Genomic DNA, 22,357 nt, shown 5'->3' with positions numbered 1-22,357 from the left:
CGTCCTGTCCCAGACCCCGGCCACCACGTCCTGTCCCAGACCCCGGCCACCACGTCCTGTCCCAGGCCCTCCCACCATGCCTGTCCCAGGCCCTCCCACCATGCCTGTCCCAGGCCCTCCCACCATGTCCTGTCCCAGGCCTCCCACCATGCCTGTCCCAGGCCCTCCCACCATGTCCTGTCCCAGGCCCTCCCACCATGTCCTGTCCCAGGCCCTCCCACCATGTCCTGTCTCGGGCCTCGGCCACCACGTCCTGTCTCGGGGCCCCGGCCGACCGCGGGATCCGCCGCGACCTCGCGCAGGTACCGGGGACCGCGGACAAGGCACAACCTGTCCGAGGACCCCAGAGGGTGTCCCAGGTCCCGCAGTTCGGCACTGATCCCACCGCCACCCGCACGAACCCCGCCCCGTTGCAGCAACCGCCGGTGTGGCCCACCACGGTGGCGGCCGATGCGCGCGGGATCGGCTGGACGGAGGCTGATCGGATGCCGTTGGAGGCTGGGACGTGCAGCTCGACAGGAAGTGTCGGCCCCGACCCCGGCCCCTGCCCCGGCCGGGCGGCCGGTTTCAGGCGTGAATGCCTGACCCGGCCAACCCCCCGGCACCGACACGTCCTGTCGAGCTGCACATCCCAACCGACCCCCACTCACACCACCCCACACATCCAGCAAGACAGCCGAAATGGCCTGCACCAACCCACCACGACCCGTCCCAGGTCCCGTGATGCTGTCTAGCGGGCTCCGGTCAGCGCCCTCGCTACCGCCTCGAGCACGATCACGTTGCGACCCGACGTCGTGGCAGTTGGAACACCGGCCGGAACCAGTGCCCGGTCCTCGGGAATCCCAGTGCAGAGCACGAAGGTGTCGCCATCGTGGCCCTGCAACAAATGCGTGAGTGCCTCGCGCATCCACGGCGTACGCACGGCGTCCTGCACCGCGATCACCAACGGCCGGCCGGCGGCTGCCTTCGCCGCCTCCGCGATCGCGTTGCCGGCCGGTGAGTGGGTATCCGTCAGGCGGTGCTCGCCACGCAGGACCACACCGTCCGAGCCGGGCGTGACCCGGGCGAAAATCTCCGGAAGCCCACTGAAATAAGGGTTCCAGGCCGGGTGCAGACCCTGGGTCAGATCGATGACGTACGTCGACGCGCCAAGGGCGGGGAACGTCTGGCCGGCCACGACGCGGGCGGCGACCTCGCGGATCGGTGCACCGTCGAGACCGGGTTGACGGGTGCGCCGGGCGAGCGTGGCGGCGAGTGCGCGGACCCGCGTGGCGGCGTCGGCGACCCGCTCGGCGGCGAGCGTACCGTTGCCGACGGCATTGACCACGCGGGCGATCAGCGCCTGCGGATCAGCGGATCCGACCGCGATCATGGCGAGGTCGGCCCCGGCCCCGATCGAGGCGACCGCGGCGTCCTCGATCGAACGGGTCCTGGTGATCGCCTGCATCTCCAGGGCGTCCGTGGTGATCACGCCGGTGAAGCCGAGTTCTTCGCGCAGCAGCCCGGTCAGCAGGCGATGCGAGAGGGTGGCCGGCTGGTCGTCGTACGCCGAGAACACGATGTGAGCGCTCATCACCACGTCGGCACCGGCGGCGATCGTCGCCCGGAACGGTGCGAGCTCGACCGCCGAGACCTCCTCGATCGAGCGGTCGACCCGGGGCAGGCCGACGTGCGAGTCGACGGCGACGTCGCCGTGGCCGGGGAAGTGCTTCGGGCAGGCGGCGATGCCGGCCTCGTGCACGCCCTCGACGAATGCGACGCCGTGGCGAGAGACGAGTTCGGCGGTAGCGCCGAACGAGCGGGTCGAGATCACCGGGTTCGCCGGGTTGCTGTTCACGTCGACCGACGGCGCGAGCATCAGGTCGATGCCGAGACTCGCGAGCGTCGCGGCGGCGTCCCGGGCGGACGCCCGGGTCAGGTCGACGTCGTCCAGATCGCCGAGCAGCCGCGGCGAGGCCAGCGGCCACCGGTTCGCCGGGGCGAGGTGGCTGAACTCGCCACCCTCGTGGTCGATCGCGATGATCAGATCGGGTCGCTCGGCCCGCAGCGACGCGGTCAGCGCGGTGACCTGGTCGGCGTCGACGACGTTGCGGGTGAACAGGATGACCCCGCCAAGTCCGCCGGCGACGGCGCGGCGCAGCTCGTCGGTCGCGGTCGTCCCGGGCAGACCGACGATCAGGGCGCCGGCGGCATCACGATCCAGCGACTGGGGCGACGGGGCGGGGAAGGTCTTGGGCTGTTCACTCATCCCCCTACCCTCTCCCGGCGCGCGGTCCGGGCGCCACCCCATCACCCAGAGCTAATGACCAGCAGCTGACAACGGGAGTCAGGGCGATCGTTGTCAGGCGTTGTCAAGGCGTTCCCCGAGCGTATTCCTGCGGGTTTGCGGGGATTCCTGAGATTGACCCCTCGCTGTCCGGGCCGACTACGGATAACGTTGTCTCTCGACCTTGACCGCTCTCGACGGAGCCCGACACCGTGACCGTACTGATCACCCACGTCTCCTCGCCCGAGTTGTTCGCCGGCAGCGACGACGATCCGCGCCAGTTGCTGCGGGTCGAGCTGACGCGTGCCCGCGGCGACGGCGCCCTGTCGGTGCGGGTGAGCGGCGACGGCCTGTCCGGTACGGCGGACCTGCCGCCGGGCGACGGGCCGGCCCGGGTCGAGGTGCCGCTCGACATCGCGGGGCCGCTGCGCTCGTCGTACGGCGCGAGTGTCCCGGCGACCGTGATCGTGTCGGCCGAGGGCCGTGACGTCGCCTCGGACAGCGGCACGGTGGTGATCGCCGAGCCGGGCTGGACCATGGTGATGGTCTCGCACTTCCACTACGACCCGGTCTGGTGGAACACGCAGGCGGCCTACACGACCAGCTGGGACCTGCAGGGCCCCGACGGCACCACGCGACCGGTCTACACGCACAACGCGTTCAGCCTGGTCGACGCGCATCTCAAGCTGGCGCTGCGCGATCCGGCGTACTGCTTCGTGCTGGCCGAGCTCGACTACCTCAAGCCGTACTTCGACACCTTCCCGGAGAACCGCGCGGTCCTGCGCCGGCTGATCGCGGAGGGCCGGGTCGAGATCATCGGCGGCACCTACAACGAGCCGAACACGAACCTGACCGGCGCCGAGACCACCATTCGCAACATCGTGTACGGCGTCGGCTACCAGCGCGACATCCTCGGCGGCGACCCGCAGAACGCCTGGCAGCTGGACGTGTTCGGGCACGACCCGCAGTTCCCCGGCTACCTCGCCAAGGCTGGGCTGACCGGCTCGGCGTGGGCTCGCGGACCGTTCCATCAGTGGGGACCGCTGCGGCAGGCCTGGAGTGAGCCGAAGGCGGGCACGGCCGCGGTGATGCAGTTCCACAGTGAGTTCGAGTGGATCAGCCCGAGTGGGGACGGCGTACTGACGCACTACATGCCGGACCACTACGGCCCGGGCTGGGAGCTGCAGAACGCGCCGAATGTCGAGGCCGCGGGCGACACGGCGTACCAGCTCTTCGCGACGCTCAAGACGGTCGCGGCGACGCGCAACACGCTGCTGCCGGTCGGCGGTGACTACACCCCGCCGAACAACTGGATCACCGCGCTGCACCACGACTGGAACGCGCGCTACGCGTGGCCGAAGTTCGTCTGCGGTACGACGAAGCACTTCATGGACCGGGTCCGCGCCGAACTGGCCGCCGAGGGCCGCCGGCCGTCACCGCAGTCGCGGGACATGAACCCGATCTACACCGGCAAGGACGTGTCGTACATCGACACCAAGCAGGCCCAGCGCGCGGCCGAGGTCGCGGCGGTCGACGCGGAGAAGCTCGGCACGTATGCCGACCTGCTCGGGCTCGGCCGGTTCGCGGAAGCCTCGCTGGACAAGGTGTGGCGGCAGCTCGCGTACGGCGCTCACCACGACGCGATCACCGGGTCGGAGTCGGACCAGGTCTACATCGACCTGGTCACCGGGTGGCGTGAGGCGCATGACTTGTCGGATGCCGCGCGTACCGCGTCGTTGTCGGCTTTCGCGGCGCGGATCGACACGTCGGCCTTCGGGTCGTCTGGCTTCGGGTCGTCGGCCGTGGTCGTCACGAACACGCTGTCGTTCACGCGGACCGATCTGGCTCGCGTTGCGGTGCCGGGTGAGGGGCCGTGGCGGATCGTCGACGCCGACGGTGCCGAGGTGCCGTCGGTGGTCGAGGGCGACAAGCTGACCTTCCTCGCGCGGGACGTGCCGTCGCTGGGGTGGCGGAGCTACGGCCTGGTGGCTGGTACGGCGGCCGCGGTTTGGGGACCGGGCTCGGGCGAGACGGTGGAGAACTCCTACTTCAGCGTGACTGTGGATCCGTCGCGGGGCGGCGGGGTCAGCTCGATCGTGGAGAAGGCTTCGGGTCGCGAGGTACTCAAGGGGCTCGGCAACGAACTGCGGGTGTACGAGGAGTACCCGGATCACCCGCGCTTCGGCGAGGGTCCGTGGCATCTGATCCCGTCGGGTCCGGTCGTCGGGTCGGGTGCGGCGCCGGCGAAGGTGTTCACGCAGGCGGGGCCGCTCGGCAGTCGGGTGATCAGCCGCGGCGAGGTCGACGGGATCTCCTACGAGGCGGTCGTCACGCTGTACGACGGTCTCGACCGGATCGAGTTCACCACGCGGATCCTGGACCACGCGCAGTCGGACCGCCTGGTCCGCGTGAAGTTCCCCGCCGACGTACCAGGCGCGCTGCCGCTGAGCGAGGTAGCCGGCGCGGTCGTCGGCCGCGGCTTCGGACTGATCGACGTCGACAGCGCCGCCGCGCCCTGGACCCTCGACAACCCTGCCAACACCTGGTTCGGCCTCGGCACCACCGCGCGGGTAGACCTGCTGGATGCCGACGGCAACCAGGTGGGCACCCGCCCGCTCGCCATCGCCGAGATCGTGGTCCCCGACGACTCCGAGCCCGCCGACGTTCGCGACCTGGTCGTAGCCCTGGCGCGAGTCGGCGTAACCGCCACCACGTCATTGGCCGGTGGCTCTCGCTACGGCCACCTCAAGGTCGACTCCAACCTCCCCGACCTCCGCATCCTGATCGGCGCAGCAGCCGCGCTGCTGCAGGAAGCTGAGGAGGAGCAGCCGACCACCACCGCTGCCAGCACTTCGGCGCCCGCCGGACTCCTCCCCACCTCCGCCGCCGCAGGCGGCGCTGTGTTTGTTCCGCCGCGGACTGCGTTGGCGGACGTGTGGCAGCCGAATGCGGATGTGCGGGATGTGCGGGCTATCCCGGCCGTGGTGCTGCCTACGGCGGAGGCTGTTGCGGCTGCTGTGGTGGAGTTGGGACAGGCGCGGATCAGCGCGACCGTGGTCGGTGACGGCGTCGTCGAAGACTTCGAGGATCGGACCGTCGCACTGCTCACCTACGGTCTGCCGGGATTCGCGGTCGACGCGACCGGCGCTCTGCACGCATCACTGCTGCGGTCGTGCACCGGCTGGCCGTCGGGGATCTGGATCGACCCGCCACGGCGTACGGCGCCGGACGGGTCGGCGTTCCAGTTGCAGCACTGGACGCACGAGTTCCGGTACGCGTTGACCAGCGGTGACGGCGACTGGCGCAGGCAGCAACTGCCGAGCCGCGGCCAGGAGTTCTCCTCGCCGTTGCTAGCGGCAACCACCACCGCGCACGACGGGACCCTGCCACGCACGCACAGCCTGCTGCAGGTCACGCCCGAGCGAGACGTGCTGGTTTCCACCGTGAAGCCGGCCGGCAATCCCATCGCCCGCGGGTCGGGCGTCCCGGCCGACCCGCGGGACGGTGTCACCGTACGGTTGATCGAAGCAACAGGTCTGGGTTCGGCCGCAACGATCACCTCGGCACTACCGATCACCACCGCCCACCACGCCGACCTGCTGGAGAACCGCGGCGCCCCGATCGACGTTGCCGACGGCAACTTCACGATCGACCTGCCCGGCTCCGCCGTCGACACCTTCGTCCTCGGCCTCGACCACACCGAGCCCGCCAACCCTGCCGTACTCGGTCAACCGGCCGAGCTGGCCCAGCCGTCGTACGCGCGCTACTGGCTGCACAACCGTGGACCCGCTCAGCTGGGCTTCCTCCCGGTCAGCCTGTCCGTCTCCCCCACGGTCGCTCGGACCGCCGGCAAGCCGATCGAGCTCTCGATGGTGATCGCCAACCAGTACGCCGACAGCCCGGCCGCAGGATTGTTGACAATCCAACTCCCGGACGGTTGGACAACAGAACAATCCGATCGTCAACTCCACCTCGAGCCCGGCGGCTACGTCCGCCATCTCACGACCGTCACCCCACCGAAGAACTGCGCACCAGGCCAGTACTTCGTCGCCGCCCAGGTACTCACCCACACCGACGACCTCGCCGGCGGCGCAGGTGTGACAGCAGTCGAGGACGTGGTCACGGTCTTCGTCGGCGAGAGCCCGGAGCTCACTGCCACCCTCGGCTTCGGCATGCCGCCGTCCGAGGCGCCGGATCACGGCTCTGGTGCACCCGACAACGAGCCCGGCCGCCCCACCGGCCTCGCCGTGGCCCCATCCACGCAGCACATCCGGCTCACACGCGGTACGTCGGAGACGCTGGACTTGGTCTTCACCAACAACACGTCGGCCGAGATCCGCGCCGAGCTGCAGCTGGCATCGCCGTACGGGACCTGGTCCTGGTTGCCTGACCCCGTCCGCCCGGTCGTCGTACCTCCGAAGTCGTCCGTCACCGTCGCCGTGCCGATCCACGCACCCGCCGACGCGACGCCGGCGCACGCGTGGGTGCTGCCGAAGGTGATGTGGTTCGGCCGCGCGCAGTACGCACCCACCGTCCGCCTGGAGATCCGATGACGGCGGCTCTGACGGTGGGCCATGGTCATGGGCACAGTCACGCGCCGGTGGCGCCGCCGGAGGTGATGGCGTACCTCAACGGGGAACCAGTGCTCCGCGAGCTGCTCGACGATCGGCTCGCGGTTCTGCGTGCGGGTGACGCCGCCTGCGTGCTCCCCCGGCCCGACAGTCGTGAAGGCCGTCAGCTCATCCGGTGGGTCGCGCAGGTCGTGCTCACCGAGCAACTCTGCCTCGACGAGCTCCGCCGCCGCGCGGACGCCGTACCTGCGACTCGTTTCGGGCCGGCAGGCGAAGCCGAGGCGGTCGACGGGGTCGAGCCGGTCGACGGGGTCGGCGAGCCGGATCCGATCGACGTGTCGACCGCGATCGCCGTCGGGTCCATCACGGCGGCGGCGCTGGCTGGTTCTGAGGCGGTACGTCGGGTCGCCGCGCTGGTGACCGCGGACGTCCGGATCCCGGCGGAGCAGTTGGCCTACGCGGCCGACGTCCTCGGGCAGGAGCCGCCGGCCGATCCCGCCGTACCGGTGGCGGACTGGCATCGCGAGCTTCTGCAGAGCGCCCGGCTGGAAGCGTTCGCCCGCTGGCTGAACGCTGCCATGCACGACCGAGTCCAGCTGGTCCATGGACTCGAGCACCCGGGCGACAGCAGCCAACCTGACAACCTGCACCGGCACTGACTGGGGGACCATGAGCGACGAGGCAGAGATGAATCAGGGCACGGTCCTCGGGATCGACATCGGCGGCACGAAAATGGCCGCCGCTCTGGTGTCCGCGGACGGCACGATCGGCACCGGCGACCGGATCCTCACGCCGCCCGGCGGTGCGGACGAGGTGTTCGCCGCGCTCGCCGAGCTGATCGAACGCGTCCGGGGCGACGCCACTCCGCTGGCGGTCGGGATCGGTTCGGCCGGACCGCTGGACCAGGAGCACGGGCTGGTCTCGCCGGTGAACATCACCGGCTGGCGGAACTTCCCTCTGGTCGAGCGGGTACGGGCGATGGCCGGCGACGTACCGGTGACGCTGGGAGTAGACGGGCACTGCTTCGCGCTCGGCGAGTTCTGGACCGGAGCCGGGCGGGACGTCGACACGCTGCTCGGCATCGTGGTGTCGACCGGGGTCGGCGGTGGGCTGGTCGTCGACGGCAGGCCGATGATCGGTCAGTCGGGCAATGCCGCACACATCGGTCACATGGTGGTCGACCAGGACGGCGAGGCGTGCGCCTGCGGGTCGTACGGGTGCGTCGAGGCGTACGCGAGCGGGCCGCGGATGGTTGCCCGGGCCAAGCGCCGCGGCTGGCGGGCGGACGAGGACGTGGACGCCGCCGTACTCGCCGCTGACGCGGCCTCCGGCGATGAACTAGCGCTCGCGATCTTCGACGACGGCGCCCAGGCATTGGCTGCCGGCATCGTCGCCACCGCGGTCACGGTCGACCTCACCACAGTCGTCATCGGCGGCGGCGTGGCAAAGGCCGGCCCAGTCCTCTTCGACCCGGTCCAAGCCTGGGTGAAGCGCCTGGCCCAGCTCCCCTTCGTCGCCGACCTGACCGTAGAACCCGCCCAACTAGCCAACGCCGGCCTCCTGGGCGCCGCCCACCAAGCCTGGTCCACCCTGCCCTAACCCCGCCCTGCTCCGACGTCGGCCTGGTCGACGAGCTGCGGTTGATCCACCGCCCCCGCCTGCTCCACCGCCCTCTCCCCGGCACCACCAGCCGCCCCGGCAAACCCGGCCGACCCTCACCCCCCACGCCGCCCCCGCCGCCCCCGCCGCCCTCCGCCTATCCCCCTCACCTCGGCCGACCTCACCCGCGAGCCGGGGTTCTCAGACTTGGCACACAGTGATTGCGCTCGGAAAAGGTTGTCTCGCGCACCTTTGCGCAATTTTTACCCAATCACCCGAAACCGTGTAACGACGACCCCGTTCCACGCGATGCAACGGATGGATGGGGTGGGGGCACGTCATCCACGGTCGGTCAAGGGGGCCTTGGATCGGCCGGAAGCGGTTGGTGAGGGGGGTCTGACCAACCGAACGCGTGAGCGGCGGGCGAGGAAACTCGCCCACCGCCCTCGCAGCACCACCGAGTACAGCAGAAGAGGCACCACCGTCCGCCAGCGTTGTCCGGGGCAACGCTCGACCAGAGAGACTCGGTCCCGATGGACGTCGCGGTACTCCCCCTCTTCGCCCTCTTTTTCACCGCTCTGGTCGTCACGACAACGTCGAAGTACGACGTCCTGCGCGTCTCGATCCGGCGACCCCGGGTGTTCCAGCTCGCCGCCATCGGCGCCGCCGCAGTCACTGTCCCGGTCGACCTGTACGCGCTCGGGTACGACGCGACCGGCCCAGCTGGTGCGTCACTCCAGGACGTGGCCGGCCGCCTGCTGCTGCTGAACGTTGCCGCCGCCTGCGGTCTCGCCTCCCTGCACGGCGCCCTGCGGATACCGAGTGACGACTGGCACGGGATGGGTGTGCTCGGGTGGAGCGGCCCGCTGATCGCGCTGGTCGTGGTCACAGCCGTGGTAGCACTCGGATCCGATGGGAACGGATCCGGTCCGGACAGCGTCGGATCCACGGCCGGCAGTGCCGGGGCGGCGCTTGCGATCTACTCCTTGCTCGTCTGCGTGATCAGTGCCTCATCACTGTTCCGCCGACGAGTGCGGAGTGCGATCGATCCTCAGGAGGGATGAGGATCGTCGCGGGTTCTGCACCGTGGACGGTGGGCGGTGGTTGCGGGAGGGCCTCCACCGCCACAACCCCGTCCACGGTGCAGAACAGGTCTGCCCGCCGTACTGCGAGGGCTCGAGCCACGCGGTGCTGCTACGGCTTGAGCCACTCCGGCTCGGGGAGGAGACCGCGGTCCAGCCGGCCGTTGTCGTCGAGCGGGAGCTCCTCGATCGGGATCAGATCCGCCGGGACCAGGTAGATCGGGAGTTCCTTGCCCAGGTCAAGCATCAACCGGGCCAGCACCGCCGGGTCGCTGTCCTCCAGGACGACGTACCCGATCAAGCAGGTGTCTCCCCCGGGGTCCGCATACGCGACCACCACCGCGTCGACCACACCAGGCTGGTCGGCCAGCACGTGTTCGGTCTCGCCCGGCTCGACCCGGTGACCGCGGATCTTCACCTGGTCGTCCGCGCGGCCGAGGTACTCCAGCGTCCCGTCCACGCGCCAACGACCCAGATCACGGCTGCGGTAGAGCCGCCCGCCCGGATGGCCCGGGTCCGGCACGAACACGTGTTCGGTCTCCTCCGGCCGCCCGATGTAGCCCTGGGCAACGGCCGAACCACCGAGGTGGATCTCGCCGACCGCACCGACCGGCACCGGCCGCAGCGCCTCGTCCAGCAGGCGTACGACGACGCCCTCGACCGGACGCCCGATCGACGGCCGGTCCTCGGCCGGGTCGACCGCGTGGATCGTGGTCACGATCGACGCCTCGGCCGGCCCGTACTCGTTGAACAGCCCGCACTCCGGATGCGCCTCGAGGAAGTCCCGCACCTTGTGCGTGAGCACCATCGCCTCACCACCGGCGACGATCTCGCGCAAGGCAGGCAGTTCGGGAAGCCGGCGCATCGTCGCGAGCAGCGCGGTCAACGGGCTGAACGCCATGAACAACCGCTCGACCCGGTGATCCCGCAGCGCCGCGATCACCGCGTCCGGGTCGTACCGGTCGTCCTCGCCGATCAGCACCAGCGCGGCGCCTGACGCGAGAGTGGTGAACATCTCCTGCACATGCACGTCGAACCCGAACGACGTCCACTGCAACGTCCGCAGCGATCGCCGGGTCCGAAGGTAGTGCCGGACCAGGTTGACCGGCCCGCGGTGCGGAACCACGACGCCCTTCGGATTCCCCGTCGAGCCGGACGTGTAGATGCAGTAGGCAACGTCATCGGCCGCGGCCCGCACCGGCGGCGCCAGACGCGCCCGCGGGTCGCCGTCCGTCGCGGCGACCGGGACGAGCCGCAACCCGAGCCGATCGGCCAGCGCCGCGTCGTCACCGACCAACGCGACCGCGGACGCGTCCTGGATCATGAAGGCCCAGCGCGACTCCGGTACGCCGGGGTCCAGCGGCAGGTACGCCGCACCGGACTTCAGTACGGCGAGCACCGCGACAACCAACTCGGTGCCTCGGGCAACGCGTACGGCGACCAGCTGCCCGGGCTTCACGCCGAGGTCGGTCAGCTGCCACGCGACCGCGTTCGACCGGCGGTCCAGTTCGGCGTACGTGAGTTCGCGCTCGCCCTGGATCAGCGCGATCGCGTCGGGGGTGCGGGCGACCTGCTGCTCGACGAGGGTGTGCAGTCCGCTGAGTTCGCCGGCGACCACGGCGTCACGTCGTGCCCGACCGACTGGGCCGGTGGGCTCGAGGTCGCCTTCCAGCTCGCGGAGTGTTTCGAGGTCGGACTCGATCGGGAGCATCAGCTCGGGCAGGCGCAGGTGTGGCTGGGTCGTTGCCCGGCGCAACACTGCTTCCAGGTAGGCGAGCAGGCGGTCGATGGTGGTCTGGTCGAACAGCCCGGACCGGTAGTCCGCCGAACAGGTGATGCCGGCGCCGTGGTGGGTCAGCCGCAGGCGCAGGTCGATGGAGTCCGGGAGTTCGTCATCGCCGTCCTCGAACTCGACCAGGATCTGGAAGAGCGGGTCGCGTTGCAGTAGGGCGAGATCGGTACCGGAGTGGTCGAACGCGCCGGTGGTGACGTCGCGCACCCGTTGCGCGAGCTCGCCGAGGTCGGGTTCCCCGGACAGATCGATCCGCAGCGGTAGCGGCCGCCGGATCATCGTCGAGGTGTCCCCCTGCGGCCGGATCAACGCCGACCCGATCGTGACGTCGTCCTGCGCCGCGAACCGCCCGAGCACAGTCCCGACCGCCGCCAGCATCGTCATCAGCGGGCTGACCCTCCGCTCCCGGCTGAACACGAACACCGCGTCCCCGAGCTCCTCCGCCAACTCCTTCTTGACCGAGGCAACCGCTCCCTCACCCGCCGGCCGCCCCCGATCCGACGGCAGAACCAAGGGCTCACTCCCCGCCAACGCCAAACTCCAATACCCAAAATCCCGTCGCCACACCTCCCCCTCAGCCGCACCCTCGTCGACAGCCCGACCCACCCGACCGCCAGCCCGGTCCCCACTCGCCACGGCGGGCTCGTCGGTGGTCGGCCCACCCTCGGGCGCCACGCCACGCTCGTCGGCGCCGGAGTCACCTTCGCCCGCCTCCTCGACGGCCGCGTCACCCGCCGACGCGAGAGCCTCGTCACCACTCGCCTCAAACTCCCGCCGTACGCCGGACTCTGCGGCCGACGAAGCTTCACCGGACCCGGCGGCGGACGTACCTTCGCCGGACTGCTCGACGGCCTGCTCGGTCGCAGCGACGACGGCCTCATCGCCGCTCAGCTCAGTGGCCGGCACGGCGGACTCACCGGCCGCCGGCTCGGACTTCGGCGATACGCCGACCTCGTCTGCGGACGCGCCTTCGCCGGTCCGGCCGGTGTCGGACGTGTCTTCGCCGGGCTTACCTGCGGTGGAACCGGCATCGCCGGGCTCATCTGCGGTGAAAGTGGCATCGCCTGGGTTGTTTGCGGCGGATGCGGCGTCGCCGGCATCGACCAGTGGTGCGACGGGCTCAGCTGAGGTCACATCCGTGTCGATGTCCTCGGCGACCTCTGGTGTGAGGAGTGCGAGTTGTTCGCGCATCAGCTTGGTGACGCCGTCGACCAGTTGGCCTGCGACCCGAAGCTGCTGCGACATGAGCGCGGCCATCCCGCTCCCCGGCAACTCGGCTTCACTCGTCGCGGCCGCAGCCTCGTCAACCTTCGCCGCCAGCTCAGCCAGCCCGGACCCCAGCACCGCCAACGCAGCCCGCGGATCCCGCGCTCCCGCCTCACCCCGAGCCCCATCACCGACTGCCGCATCGGCAACTACCCCCGACGCCCCAGCCCCCACCACCGAACCGGCCGCCACCTCCGCGTCAGCTTCCATCGCTGCCACAGTCTCCGCCACCGAACCAGTGCCCGCCTCCGCGTCAGCTTCCGCCGCTGCTTCAGCCTCGGCCACCGGACCATTGGTGGTCCGCCCGGCAACTTCCGCCGTCGACAGAGCCTGCTCCGCCGACTCCGCGGGCGTCTGCAAACCAGCTGCTGCGGCCGACCCGGCGTCTACCTCGCCGACTGCCTCGTCGGCCGCAGCACCGTCCTCTGCCTTCAAGCCAGCGCGATCCTCTGCACCGTCCACTGCCTGCGAGGCAGCACGATCTTCGGCGCCGTCCTCGATCCGCGAGGCGGCCGCTTCCGCGCCACCATCCTCGACCCGCGCGGCACGCTCTCCCGCGACACCGCCCTCGGCCCGTACGACGGTCCCCGCCGCAGCACCACCCTCGACTCGCACGCCAGCCGCTTCCGCAACACCATCGTCGGACTGCGCGGCAGCCCCCGACGTCGCACCGTCCTCGGCCTCCGCAGCGACGGCCGTGGGCTCGGCAGAACCACTGACCGACTCGGTGCCCTCGGCCTCCGTGGACTCGGTGCCTTCGGCAACGTTTGCGGTGTGGATGGCTACGGCGGTGGCTAGTTTGTGCGGGGTGGTGTAGGTGGCGAAGAGTTCGTCGGGGGTTAGTTCTACGGTGAAGCGGGTGTTGATCTGGTTGATGACGGGCGCCATGGAGGCGGGGGTTGCGCCCAGTTCGGCGAAGGTGTGGTCGACGGTCAGGTCGTAGGGGTCGAGCCTGAGTTCGGCGCAGGTCAGGTCGAGGACTGCGTTGAGCGCATCGCGGTAGCGTTCGGCGGATACCTCGTCGCCGGACAGCGAGCCGGCCTGGGCCAGGTAGTCCGCGTCGATCTGATGTGTCTCGGCCGGCAGCGCGAACGGCGAACGCTCGGCGACCTCATCCACCGGCTCGACCTCGGCGGGAGCCGATTCGTCCGGCGGGTCCAGCGGGATCCGCTTCACCGCGGCACTCGACGGCGGGGCGAACACCATCTGCGCGCGAGCCGCACGCTCGAAAGCGTTCGGCTGCACCCGCGCCTCACCAGTGCTCGCGTCCCCGGCAGACGTCGTACCCGCGACGACCGTCACGGAGGCGTCGACCGGGTGGTGCACGCGGCGGAAGGGGTACGTCGGCAGCGGCACGCGGCCGCCGTCCGGGTACACCTTCGACCAGGCGATCTCCGTGCCCTGCTCGTACAGCTCGGCGAGGCCGTTCATCGTCGCGAGGACGGGGTCCTGGCCCAGCCGCTGCGCCGGGATCCACGTGCTGTTCGGCGCGATCCGGCGTCCGGCAGGACTGAGCACCGCATCCGGCCCGAGCTCCAGGAAGCGCCGGCAACCGGCCGCCGTCACCGCCTCGACCGCGTCGCCGAACAGCACCGGCTGCCGCAACTGCCCGACCAGATAGTCGCCGTCCAGCACGGTCCCGGATTCGAGCAGATCACCGGACCAGCTCGACACCATCGGCGTACGCAAGGGCTTGAGCGTGATCTCCCGGACGATCTCCGCGAAGTCGGCCAGTATTGGATCCACCAACGAACTGTGGAACGCCCGATCGACATCCAGCCGCTGCCAGGCGACCTCCAGCCGATCCAGCTGCGCCGCGAGCTGCCCGACGATCACCTCGGACCCGGTCAGTACGAACGACTGCGGACCGTTGCCCGCGGCAACTTCCACGCCGGTCGTCTGCGCGAGTTCACGGACCCGGTCGGCATCCGCGCGTACGGCGACCATCGCGCCCGGAACCGTGCCACGCTGCATGAGTTGGCCGCGCTTCGCGGTCAGGCGTACGCCGTCCGCCAACGACAACGCGCCCGCCACGCACAGCGCGGCGTACTCCCCCACGCTGTGACCGACGACCAACGCCGGCTGCACGCCGAACGACTGCCACAACCGCGCCAAAGCCAGCTCGAACGCGAACAGCGCCGGCTGCGCGGTCTCGGTCGGCCAAACGCCTTCCGACGTACCAGCAGGCGTCAGCAGCAGCTCTAGCAGGCTTCCGCCGGTCTCCTCGTGGTAGACGCGGTCACACTCGTCCAGCACCGACCGGAACGCCGGGAAGCGCGCAGCGAGCCCGGCCGCCATCCCACGACGCGCAGCGCCCTGTCCGGTGAACGCATAGCCCAGTGGGCCGGGTCCACCCCGCGGCACCTCGGCTGCCTGGGCTGAGCCGAGTGCGTCGACCAGTTCGGCCTCGGACGAGCCCGCGACCGCGATCCGGTGCCGATGCGCGGGACGGCCGAGTGCCGCCGTACCAGCGAGGTCGATGAGGCGGTGACCGGTGCCATGACCGAGGTCCGTGCGGTACAGCTCGACCAGGTCGGCCAGTGCGTCCGGGTCGGGGGCGGAGAGCGGCAGTACGACGGGGCCGTCGTCGCCACGGCGGATCTGCCGCGGGGCCTCCTCCAGGATCACGTGCGCGTGGGTGCCGCCGGCGTCGAGGGCGCTGACGCCCGCGCGCAACGTCGTACCGGCCTCCCAGTCGCGTACGTCGGTGCCGATCACGAGCGGGCTGCCGTCGAGGGCGAGCTCCGGGTTCGGCGCGGTGTAGTTGATCGTCGGGACCAGCATCCGGTGCTGCAGCATCAGGATGGTCTTGATCAGGCCGGCCATGCCCGCGGCGGTGTCGAGGTGGCCGATGTTCGGCTTCACGGAGCCGATTGTGCAGAAGCCGACCTTGTCGGTGTGCCGGCGCAGCGCGGTCGTGAGGGCCTTGACTTCGGCGGAGTCGCCGGTGGTGCTGCCGATCGCGTTGGCCTCGATGTAGCTGAGCGAGTCCGCCGGAAAGCCGGCCCGCTCCAGGGCGCGCTCGATCAGCTCGACCTGGTTGCCCGCCGGAGCGTCCTCATTGCTGACCGCGGTGCCGCGGATCACGGCGTACACGGTGTCTCCGTCGGCGATCGCCTGGTCGAGGCGCTTCAGCAGTACGGCGGCGACACCGTTGCCGCCGACCGTGCCGTCGGCGTCCGCGGCGAACGCGCGGACCCTCCCGCTCGGCGACAGGATCGACTCCGGACCCGGGTGGTAACTCGTTGCCTGCGGCATCTGTACGGCGGCGGCACCGGCGAGCGCGAGGTCCGCGTCGCCGGAGCGGAGGGCCTGGCAGGCGAGGTGTACGGCGACCAGCGACGAGGACCACGCGGATTGGACGCCGATCGCGGGCCCGGTCAGGCCGAGGCGGTAGGCGACGCGGGTGGCGAGCGAGTCGCGGGACTGGTGCTGGCGGTTGTAGAGGTTCATGCCGGAGCCGGCGAAGACGCCGACGCGGCTCGACGTGCCGGCGTACCCGCCGTGCTCGAGCGCCTGGTGGCAGACCTCGAGGAACAACCGCTGGGCCGGCTCCATCAGCTCGGCCTCACGATCGCTGAGCCCGAAGAACTTCGCGTCGAACGACTCGACATGGTCGAGCACCCCGCTCACCGCGACCATCCCGTCGCCGACCTGCCCGCCCGCCTGACTCACCTCCTCAGGCGAGAACCGGCGAACACTCTCCACCCCACCGACAAGGTTGTCCCAGAACTGCTCCAGCGTCTCCGCCCCCGGGAACCGCCCAGCCACCCCCACCACAGCCACCGGCTCGACCACCACAGCAGCCTTCACCCCAGCCTGCCGCACCGCCACAGGCTCCGGCTGGGCTCCGTGCGAGGAGGCCGCAACACTCTCGCGAGCCGACGCAGACTCACGCACCGGCTCGGGCTCGGCGGCTTGCGCAGACGCCGCAACGCTCTCCGAAACCGAGGCAGACTCACGCACCGGCTCGGGCTCGGTGACTTGCGTGGACGCCGCGACGGACTCGGCGCCTGCTTCTGGTTCAGCCTGGTCCGCGGTCTCTTCGGTGGACTCGGCAACTGCCGCGGCCTCAGCTGGTACGTCGCCCTCCAGCCGCTCCATCTCCGCTACAACATGCTCAGGGGCGGCGTCGGCCTCAGCCTCCGCATCGACCTCCGCAATCGGCTCAGCGTCGGCGATCGACTCGTCGTCGGCGATCGACTCGTCGTCGGCTTCCGCACCTTCGCGAGGCTCGGCGTGCTCGCCGGACTCTGCGGTGGGCCCGGTCGGCTCAGGCTCCGCTGACGCAGCCTCGCCCGGAATGTCGGCCGCCGACTCACCAGCCAGCCCGCCCACCGGCTCCGGTACGTCGGCAGACTCCGGCGCCTCCGCAGGCTCCGGCACCTCGGCAGACTCAGCAACCGACTGCGGCTCCGCCTTGGCAACGTGCTCCGGCTCGTCCTCCACAACCGGCTCCGACTCCACACCGGCGATCGACTCCTGGCCGTCCTCCGCGACCGGGTCCGACTCCACGCCGGCGATCGGCTCCGGGTCGACCTCTGCGACCGGCTCCGACTCCACGTCGACGATCGGCTCCGGGTCGACCTCCGCAACGGGTTCTGACTCCCCGTCGGCGATCGGCTCCGGCTGCACCTGCGCGACCTGCTCGGGACGCACCTGCGCGACCTGCTCGGGACGCACCTCCGTGCCCGCCTCCGGCATCGCCGCGATCGGCTTCGCGTCCGCGCTCGGGTCCGGCTCGGTCAGCTCCGCCGCTTGCGCATCGGGCTGACTCTCGGCAGCCGCGCGTACCTCAGCAGTCTCGGCCTCGGCGAGCTCGGTCTGGGTGGCCTCAGGTCCGGGCTCCGATACGTCGGCGGGCTCCGGCGCCTCGGCGGGCTCCGCAACCGGCTTCGGATCCACCTCCGAAGCCGGCTCCAGCTCCACGTCTGCGATCGGATCCGGCTCGGTGAGCTCTGCTGCTTGCTCGGTCGCCTGACTCTCGGCAGCCGCTTGCACCTCGACGGGCTCGGCCTCAGCCGCCTCGGCCTCAGCGTCCTCCCGCTCGGTAGTCCCCGCCTCAGCCGCGTCGGGCTCGTGCTCGGCAGTCCCGGCCCCAGCGGACTCGGGCTCGTGCTCTGTGGTCTCGGCCTCAGCGGCGTGGCGCTCGGCCTCAGCGGCGTGGGGCTCGGCCTCAGCGGCGTGGGGCTCGTGCTCGGTGGTCTCGGCCTCAGCGGACTCGCGCTCGTGCTCCGGCTCTTGCGCGGCGGCTTGCACCGCTGGCTGCGGGTCGGCAGGGGTTGGGTCCTCGGCGGGCTCGCTGGGGCCTTGGTGCTCGTCCGAGACCCCTTCGTCCTCGGGTGCCTCGCCTTCGACGAGTTCGGGCTCGGTGGGCTCGGGCCCAGTCAGCCATGCAGGCTCCGGCTCGGTGGCCTCGGGCTCGTGCTCGGTCGCCTCGGACTCGTCGAGGTCAGCAGCAAGCTCGGCCGGCTGGGCATCCGCAGGCGCCAACTCCTTGGCCCGCGCTGCATTTTCGGCGAGTCCTGCCTCTTCGGCGGGTGCCGGCTCTTCGGCGGGTGCTGGCTTGTCGGCGGGCTCGGGCCCGGTGGCCGTAGGCCCGATCAGCTCGGCGGCTGGCTCGGCTGGCTGGTCGTCTGCAGGTGCCGGTTCGTCCGCGCGGGCTGGCTCGTCGGCGGGCGTTGGCTCGTCGGTCGGCTCGGGGTTGTGCTCGGGGGCGACCTCAGTGTCGGGCGCAACGTGGTCGGCCGGCTCAGGCTTCGCGTCCGGCGCGGTGAGTCCGTCAGGCTCGGTGGCCGGCTCGGGGTTCGCGTGCGGCGCGTCGGGCTCGGGGGCTGGCTCGGGCTCGGGTGGGGGCGCCTCAGTGGGGTGGGCGCCGAGGGTGGGGCGTTGGGGTGGGGTGGGGATGGATTGCTGGAGGGTGCGTTTCCAGGCCAGGCGGACGACGGGGAGTTCGGTGGTGCGTTCGGAGGGGTCCTCGTCGGTGGTGAGCGTGGCAGGATCGGTGAGGGGGCCTTCGCCGGCGGGGCCGGAGTAGGAGCTGGCTCCGGCAGGGTCGACGTACGCGCCGGGTGGGGATTCGAGGGTGCCGTCGATCCAGCGTTGTTTCAGGAGGGGGCGGAGGATCTTGCCGCCGGGGGTGGTCGGGAAGTCGCGCCGCGGGACGCCGACGACCTCGGCGGACAAGCCGAGCCGGCCCTGGATCAGGCTGCGGATCGCCTGGTCCATGCCGGGGATCGACTCCGGCGTGAGTGCGTAGAAGACGACCAGCCGGTCGGTCCCGCTCTCCGCGTCCGCGACCCCGCAGGCCGCGACCAGGCCGTGCTGGGCGCCGACGGCCGTCGCGGCGACGGACTCGATGTCGTGCGCGTAGTACAGCTTCCCGGACATGATGATGCGTTCGCTGTCCCGGCCGGTGATGACGACCTGCCCGCCGGTGATGAAGCCCTGGTCACCGGTCGCGAGCCACTTGCGGGCCGGCCAGTTGCCGATCGGGAACGCGGCCCGGTCGGCCTCCAGGTTGCCCAGATACCCGGGCGTCACCCGCGCTGATGCGACCTGCAGCTGACCGATCCGGCCCTCCGGCAGGACGGCGCCGTTCGGCGCGACGATCCGCACGGTCGTCCCCGGCGCGGGCGCACCCACCGACACCAGGCTCAGCACGCCCGGCGCCTCGGCCCGCGGCTTGCCTGGGCGCGCGACCGCGACCTTCCCGGTCGCGGGCCGCTGGTCGACCCACTCGACCACGCCGGTCGGTGGGATCCGGACGCGGTGCACGTTGGGCGTCAGGCCGGGTCGGGCGAACGTGATCCCAGTGACCGTCTCGGTCATCCCCCAGGCCGCGACGAAGGTCTCCGGTACGACGCCGAACCGATTCGTCAGCCGGAGGAAGTCCGACACCACCGGGACCGTGATCTGCTCGCCACCACTGACCAGACTGCGCAATGCGGACAGATCCCAGTGTCGGTCGGGTTCACCCGCGATCGCCGCTGTGGCGAGGCGGTAGCCGAAGTTCGGCGACCACGAGTGGTTGACGCGATGCTGGTCCATCAGGTCGAGCCAGCGCAGCGGGTTGGCGAGCACCCAGCCCGTGTTCACGTGGATGTTCGTGCAGCCGGTGAACACGGGCAGCAGGTGGTACAGCAGGAAGGCGCCGCTCTGGTCCAGCGGCAGCCAGTTGAGCGTGGTCTGACCGGGCCGGACCGGCAGCATCGCCGGCGTACCGGCGGCGAACTCGACGAGCCCGCGATGCGTCAGCTGCACGATCTTCGGCGCACCGGTGGAGCCGGACGACAGCATGAGTACGGCGACGTCGTCGGCGGCCGGGCGGTGGAAGTCCGAGGTCGGTTCGTGGCCGGCCATCGCGTCCGGGTCGAGGACGGGCAGGCCGAGGTCGTTCGGGAGGTCGGACGGCCGGCCGATCAGGACGGTCCAGCCGAGCAGGTCGGTGACCTTGCGGAGCCGCTCGCGGCCGGCCTCGGTCCGGTCGCCGTCCGGGCTCGGGGCCATCAGCAGCGGCCGGATACCGCCGAGCGTGCAGGCCCAGAACGCGGCGAAGAATCCGACCGGCTCGGTGCAATGCACGACCGCGGGGTCCCCGGCGCGTACGCCGTTCGCCCGCAGGCCGGCCAGGATCCGGGCGGCCAGCTCGAGCAGGGTCGGGAAGTCGAGCTTGGTCTCGCGGCCGTCCGGGCCGATCTCGACCACGCCGGCGCCGCCGAAGTCGCGGGCGGCCCGCAGCAGCGCGCTCGGCAGGTCGCGCGGGTACCCAGCGGGAATCATCAGGGCCGGCCCGGTGGAGATCGCCGGCCGGTCCACACTGCTCCTCACCACTCCGGTCCCACCACCACGACACGGTGAGCAACAACGGTGGCGCCAGCCAGTTGGCGACCCACGGACACGCGCCTCCCGAACTGGACGGAGCCGGGCTCAGGGCACACCCGTCTCGCTCTCACCGACGACAAGCCCCGTTTCCGCCTGCCGGAACGATGCCGTCTCCGGGCGGACCCGGTGCGTCATCGCGCCGACCGACAGCCGTGAACCCTACCAGCCGCGACCGGCCCAGGTGGAGTCCGTTCTCACCAGCCGATGGTTAAGAATTCCATCGATCACCGACACCGATCACAACGAGTGTCGGCCGGTTCCGATACGGCCCGCGGCTCAAAACCTCCGCGACGGATCCTGCGGCCACGCGAGAGCATGGTGCCCATGATCGACAGGGGCCCGGATGTGGTCCGCACGACCACCGGACTGGTGCGGGGAAGCATCGAGAACGGCCTCGCGGTCTTCCGTGGCATCCCGTTCGCCAAACCCCCGGTGGGCGAGCTGCGGTTCGCAGCCCCGCAGGCGGCCGAGGTCTGGGACGGAGTCCGCGCGGCGGCCTCGTTCGGGCCGCCTCCGCCGGAGTCGATGATCTTCGGGCCGTCGTCGAACCCGGTCAGCGGCGACGACTGGCTGACGGTGAACGTCTGGTGTCCGCAGCCCGGGACGGGGGCCGCGCTCCCGGTGATGGTGTGGATCCATGGCGGTGGCTACCAGTTCGGGCAGTCCGGCGATCCGACGTACGACGGAGCACGGCTGGCCGGCGAGGGTGGGGTCGTCCTGGTGACGTTCAACCACCGGGTCGGTGTCGACGGCTTCGGGCTGCTGCAAGGCGCTCCGGCGAACCGTGGTCTGCTCGACCAGGTCGCCGCGTTGGAGTGGATGCGCGCGAATATCGCCGCGTTCGGCGGCGACCCGGCTCAGGTGACCGTGTTCGGACAGTCGGCCGGCGCCGGCTCGATCGCCGCACTCCTCGCGATGCCCCGCGCGGTCGGTCTGTTCCGCCGGGCCATCGCGCAGAGTGCCCCCGGGACGTACTTCTCTGCATCGCTGGCCGCCGACCTGATGACGGCGATCGCCGCTCGGCTGGGCCGCAGGCCGACCGCCGACGACCTGCGTGGGGTCCCGACGGCCGACATCGTCGCCGCCGGGGACGCCATGAACACCGCGATGGTCGCGCAGGTCGAACGCTGGGGCACAGCCGCCTACATGAAGATCCCGTTCGCGCCGGTCGTCGACGGCGAGGTCTTGTCCCGGACGCCGTTCGAGGCCCTGGCCGCCGGTGCAGGCCGCGACGTCGACCTGATCGCGGGCCACACCCGGGACGAGTACCGCCTGCTCCTCGCGGCCGACGGCCGCCTCGGCAACCTCACCGACGAGGACGCCGCGACGGCTGCGCGGATGCTCGCGCCGGATGGCTACCGCGAGGCCTACCCGAACGCGAGCGCGGAGCGGCTCTACGAGCTGGTCCACTCCGACTGGCTTTTCCGGATGCCGAGCCATCGGCTGGCCGAAGCACAGGTCGCCGGCGGAGGCCGCGCGTACGCCTATGAGCTGGCCTGGCCGGACGCCGGGCTCGGCGCGTGCCATGGCCTCGACTCTCCGCTGGTGTTCGGCGCCACGCAGGGAGCCTTGCTCGGCTTCCTGCTCGACGCCGAACCACTCGCTGCCGCGGAGCAGGTCTCGCGGCACTTCCGTACGGCGTGGACCGCCTTCGCCCACTCCGGCGATCCAGGCTGGGCGGCGTACGACGTGACCCAACGGCTGGTCGCGGTCTTCGGCTCCGAACTCACCGTCACGCCGTACCCCGAGGACCTGTCCCGCCGCCTGTGGGCCGGGCACGCTTTCGCACCCCTACCGCTGCTGAAGGTGGGCGAAGAGGGATTCGAACCCCCGACATCTTCCTTGTAAGGGAAGCGCTCTACCGCTGAGCTATCCGCCCGGATCAAACGACCGGAGG

Annotated in this window: 7 protein-coding genes and 1 tRNA gene; 5 read left to right on the top strand and 3 right to left on the bottom strand. The window is 71.0% G+C overall.

Annotation, left to right across the window (positions count from 1 at the left end):
- Window positions 1-730: 730 nt before the first annotated feature.
- A complete protein-coding gene (gene nagZ, locus OG555_RS27945; protein WP_329475519.1) occupies window positions 731-2,248 on the bottom strand; it encodes a beta-N-acetylhexosaminidase in 1,518 nt (505 codons plus the stop codon).
- Between the two features lie 230 nt (window positions 2,249-2,478).
- Between nagZ and OG555_RS27940 the strand changes: the two genes are divergently transcribed.
- The 4 genes from OG555_RS27940 to OG555_RS27925 all read left to right on the top strand — a co-directional run bounded on the left by OG555_RS27940 (window position 2,479) and on the right by OG555_RS27925 (window position 9,500).
- Window positions 2,479-6,819 carry an NEW3 domain-containing protein gene (locus OG555_RS27940; RefSeq protein WP_329475518.1) on the top strand — a complete coding sequence of 1,447 codons (4,341 nt, stop codon included), beginning with the start codon at window positions 2,479-2,481 and terminating at the stop codon, window positions 6,817-6,819.
- Entirely contained in the window at window positions 6,816-7,496 is a 681-nt protein-coding gene (locus tag OG555_RS27935) for a DUF7158 domain-containing protein (protein ID WP_329475517.1), read from the top strand. Before OG555_RS27940 ends, OG555_RS27935 begins: the two co-directional genes overlap by 4 nt.
- Window positions 7,497-7,506: 10 nt before the next feature.
- Window positions 7,507-8,436: an ROK family protein gene (locus tag OG555_RS27930; RefSeq protein ID WP_329475516.1), complete on the top strand. Its 930-nt coding sequence runs from the start codon at window positions 7,507-7,509 to the stop codon at window positions 8,434-8,436.
- Between the two features lie 533 nt (window positions 8,437-8,969).
- On the top strand, window positions 8,970-9,500 hold the full coding sequence (locus OG555_RS27925; RefSeq protein ID WP_329475515.1) for a hypothetical protein: 531 nt from the start codon (window positions 8,970-8,972) through the stop codon (window positions 9,498-9,500).
- Between the two features lie 130 nt (window positions 9,501-9,630).
- Here the strand turns inward: OG555_RS27925 and OG555_RS27920 are convergent, their stop codons facing one another.
- Window positions 9,631-20,406: a non-ribosomal peptide synthetase/type I polyketide synthase gene (locus OG555_RS27920; RefSeq protein WP_329475514.1), complete on the bottom strand. Its 10,776-nt coding sequence runs from the start codon at window positions 20,404-20,406 to the stop codon at window positions 9,631-9,633.
- A gap of 258 nt (window positions 20,407-20,664) precedes the next feature.
- On the opposite strand from OG555_RS27920, the gene OG555_RS27915 reads away from it, so the two are divergent.
- Window positions 20,665-22,308, top strand: coding sequence for a carboxylesterase/lipase family protein (locus OG555_RS27915; RefSeq protein ID WP_329484884.1), 1,644 nt, complete (start codon window positions 20,665-20,667; stop codon window positions 22,306-22,308).
- Here OG555_RS27915 and OG555_RS27910 read toward each other — a convergent pair.
- Window positions 22,268-22,339: transfer RNA gene (locus OG555_RS27910), tRNA-Val, on the bottom strand. The genes OG555_RS27915 and OG555_RS27910 overlap by 41 nt on opposite strands.
- Window positions 22,340-22,357: the final 18 nt, after the last annotated feature.

Source organism: Kribbella sp. NBC_01484, assembly GCF_036227145.1.
Lineage (GTDB): Bacteria > Actinomycetota > Actinomycetes > Propionibacteriales > Kribbellaceae > Kribbella.
This window is presented reverse-complemented; position numbering and strand designations above follow the sequence as displayed.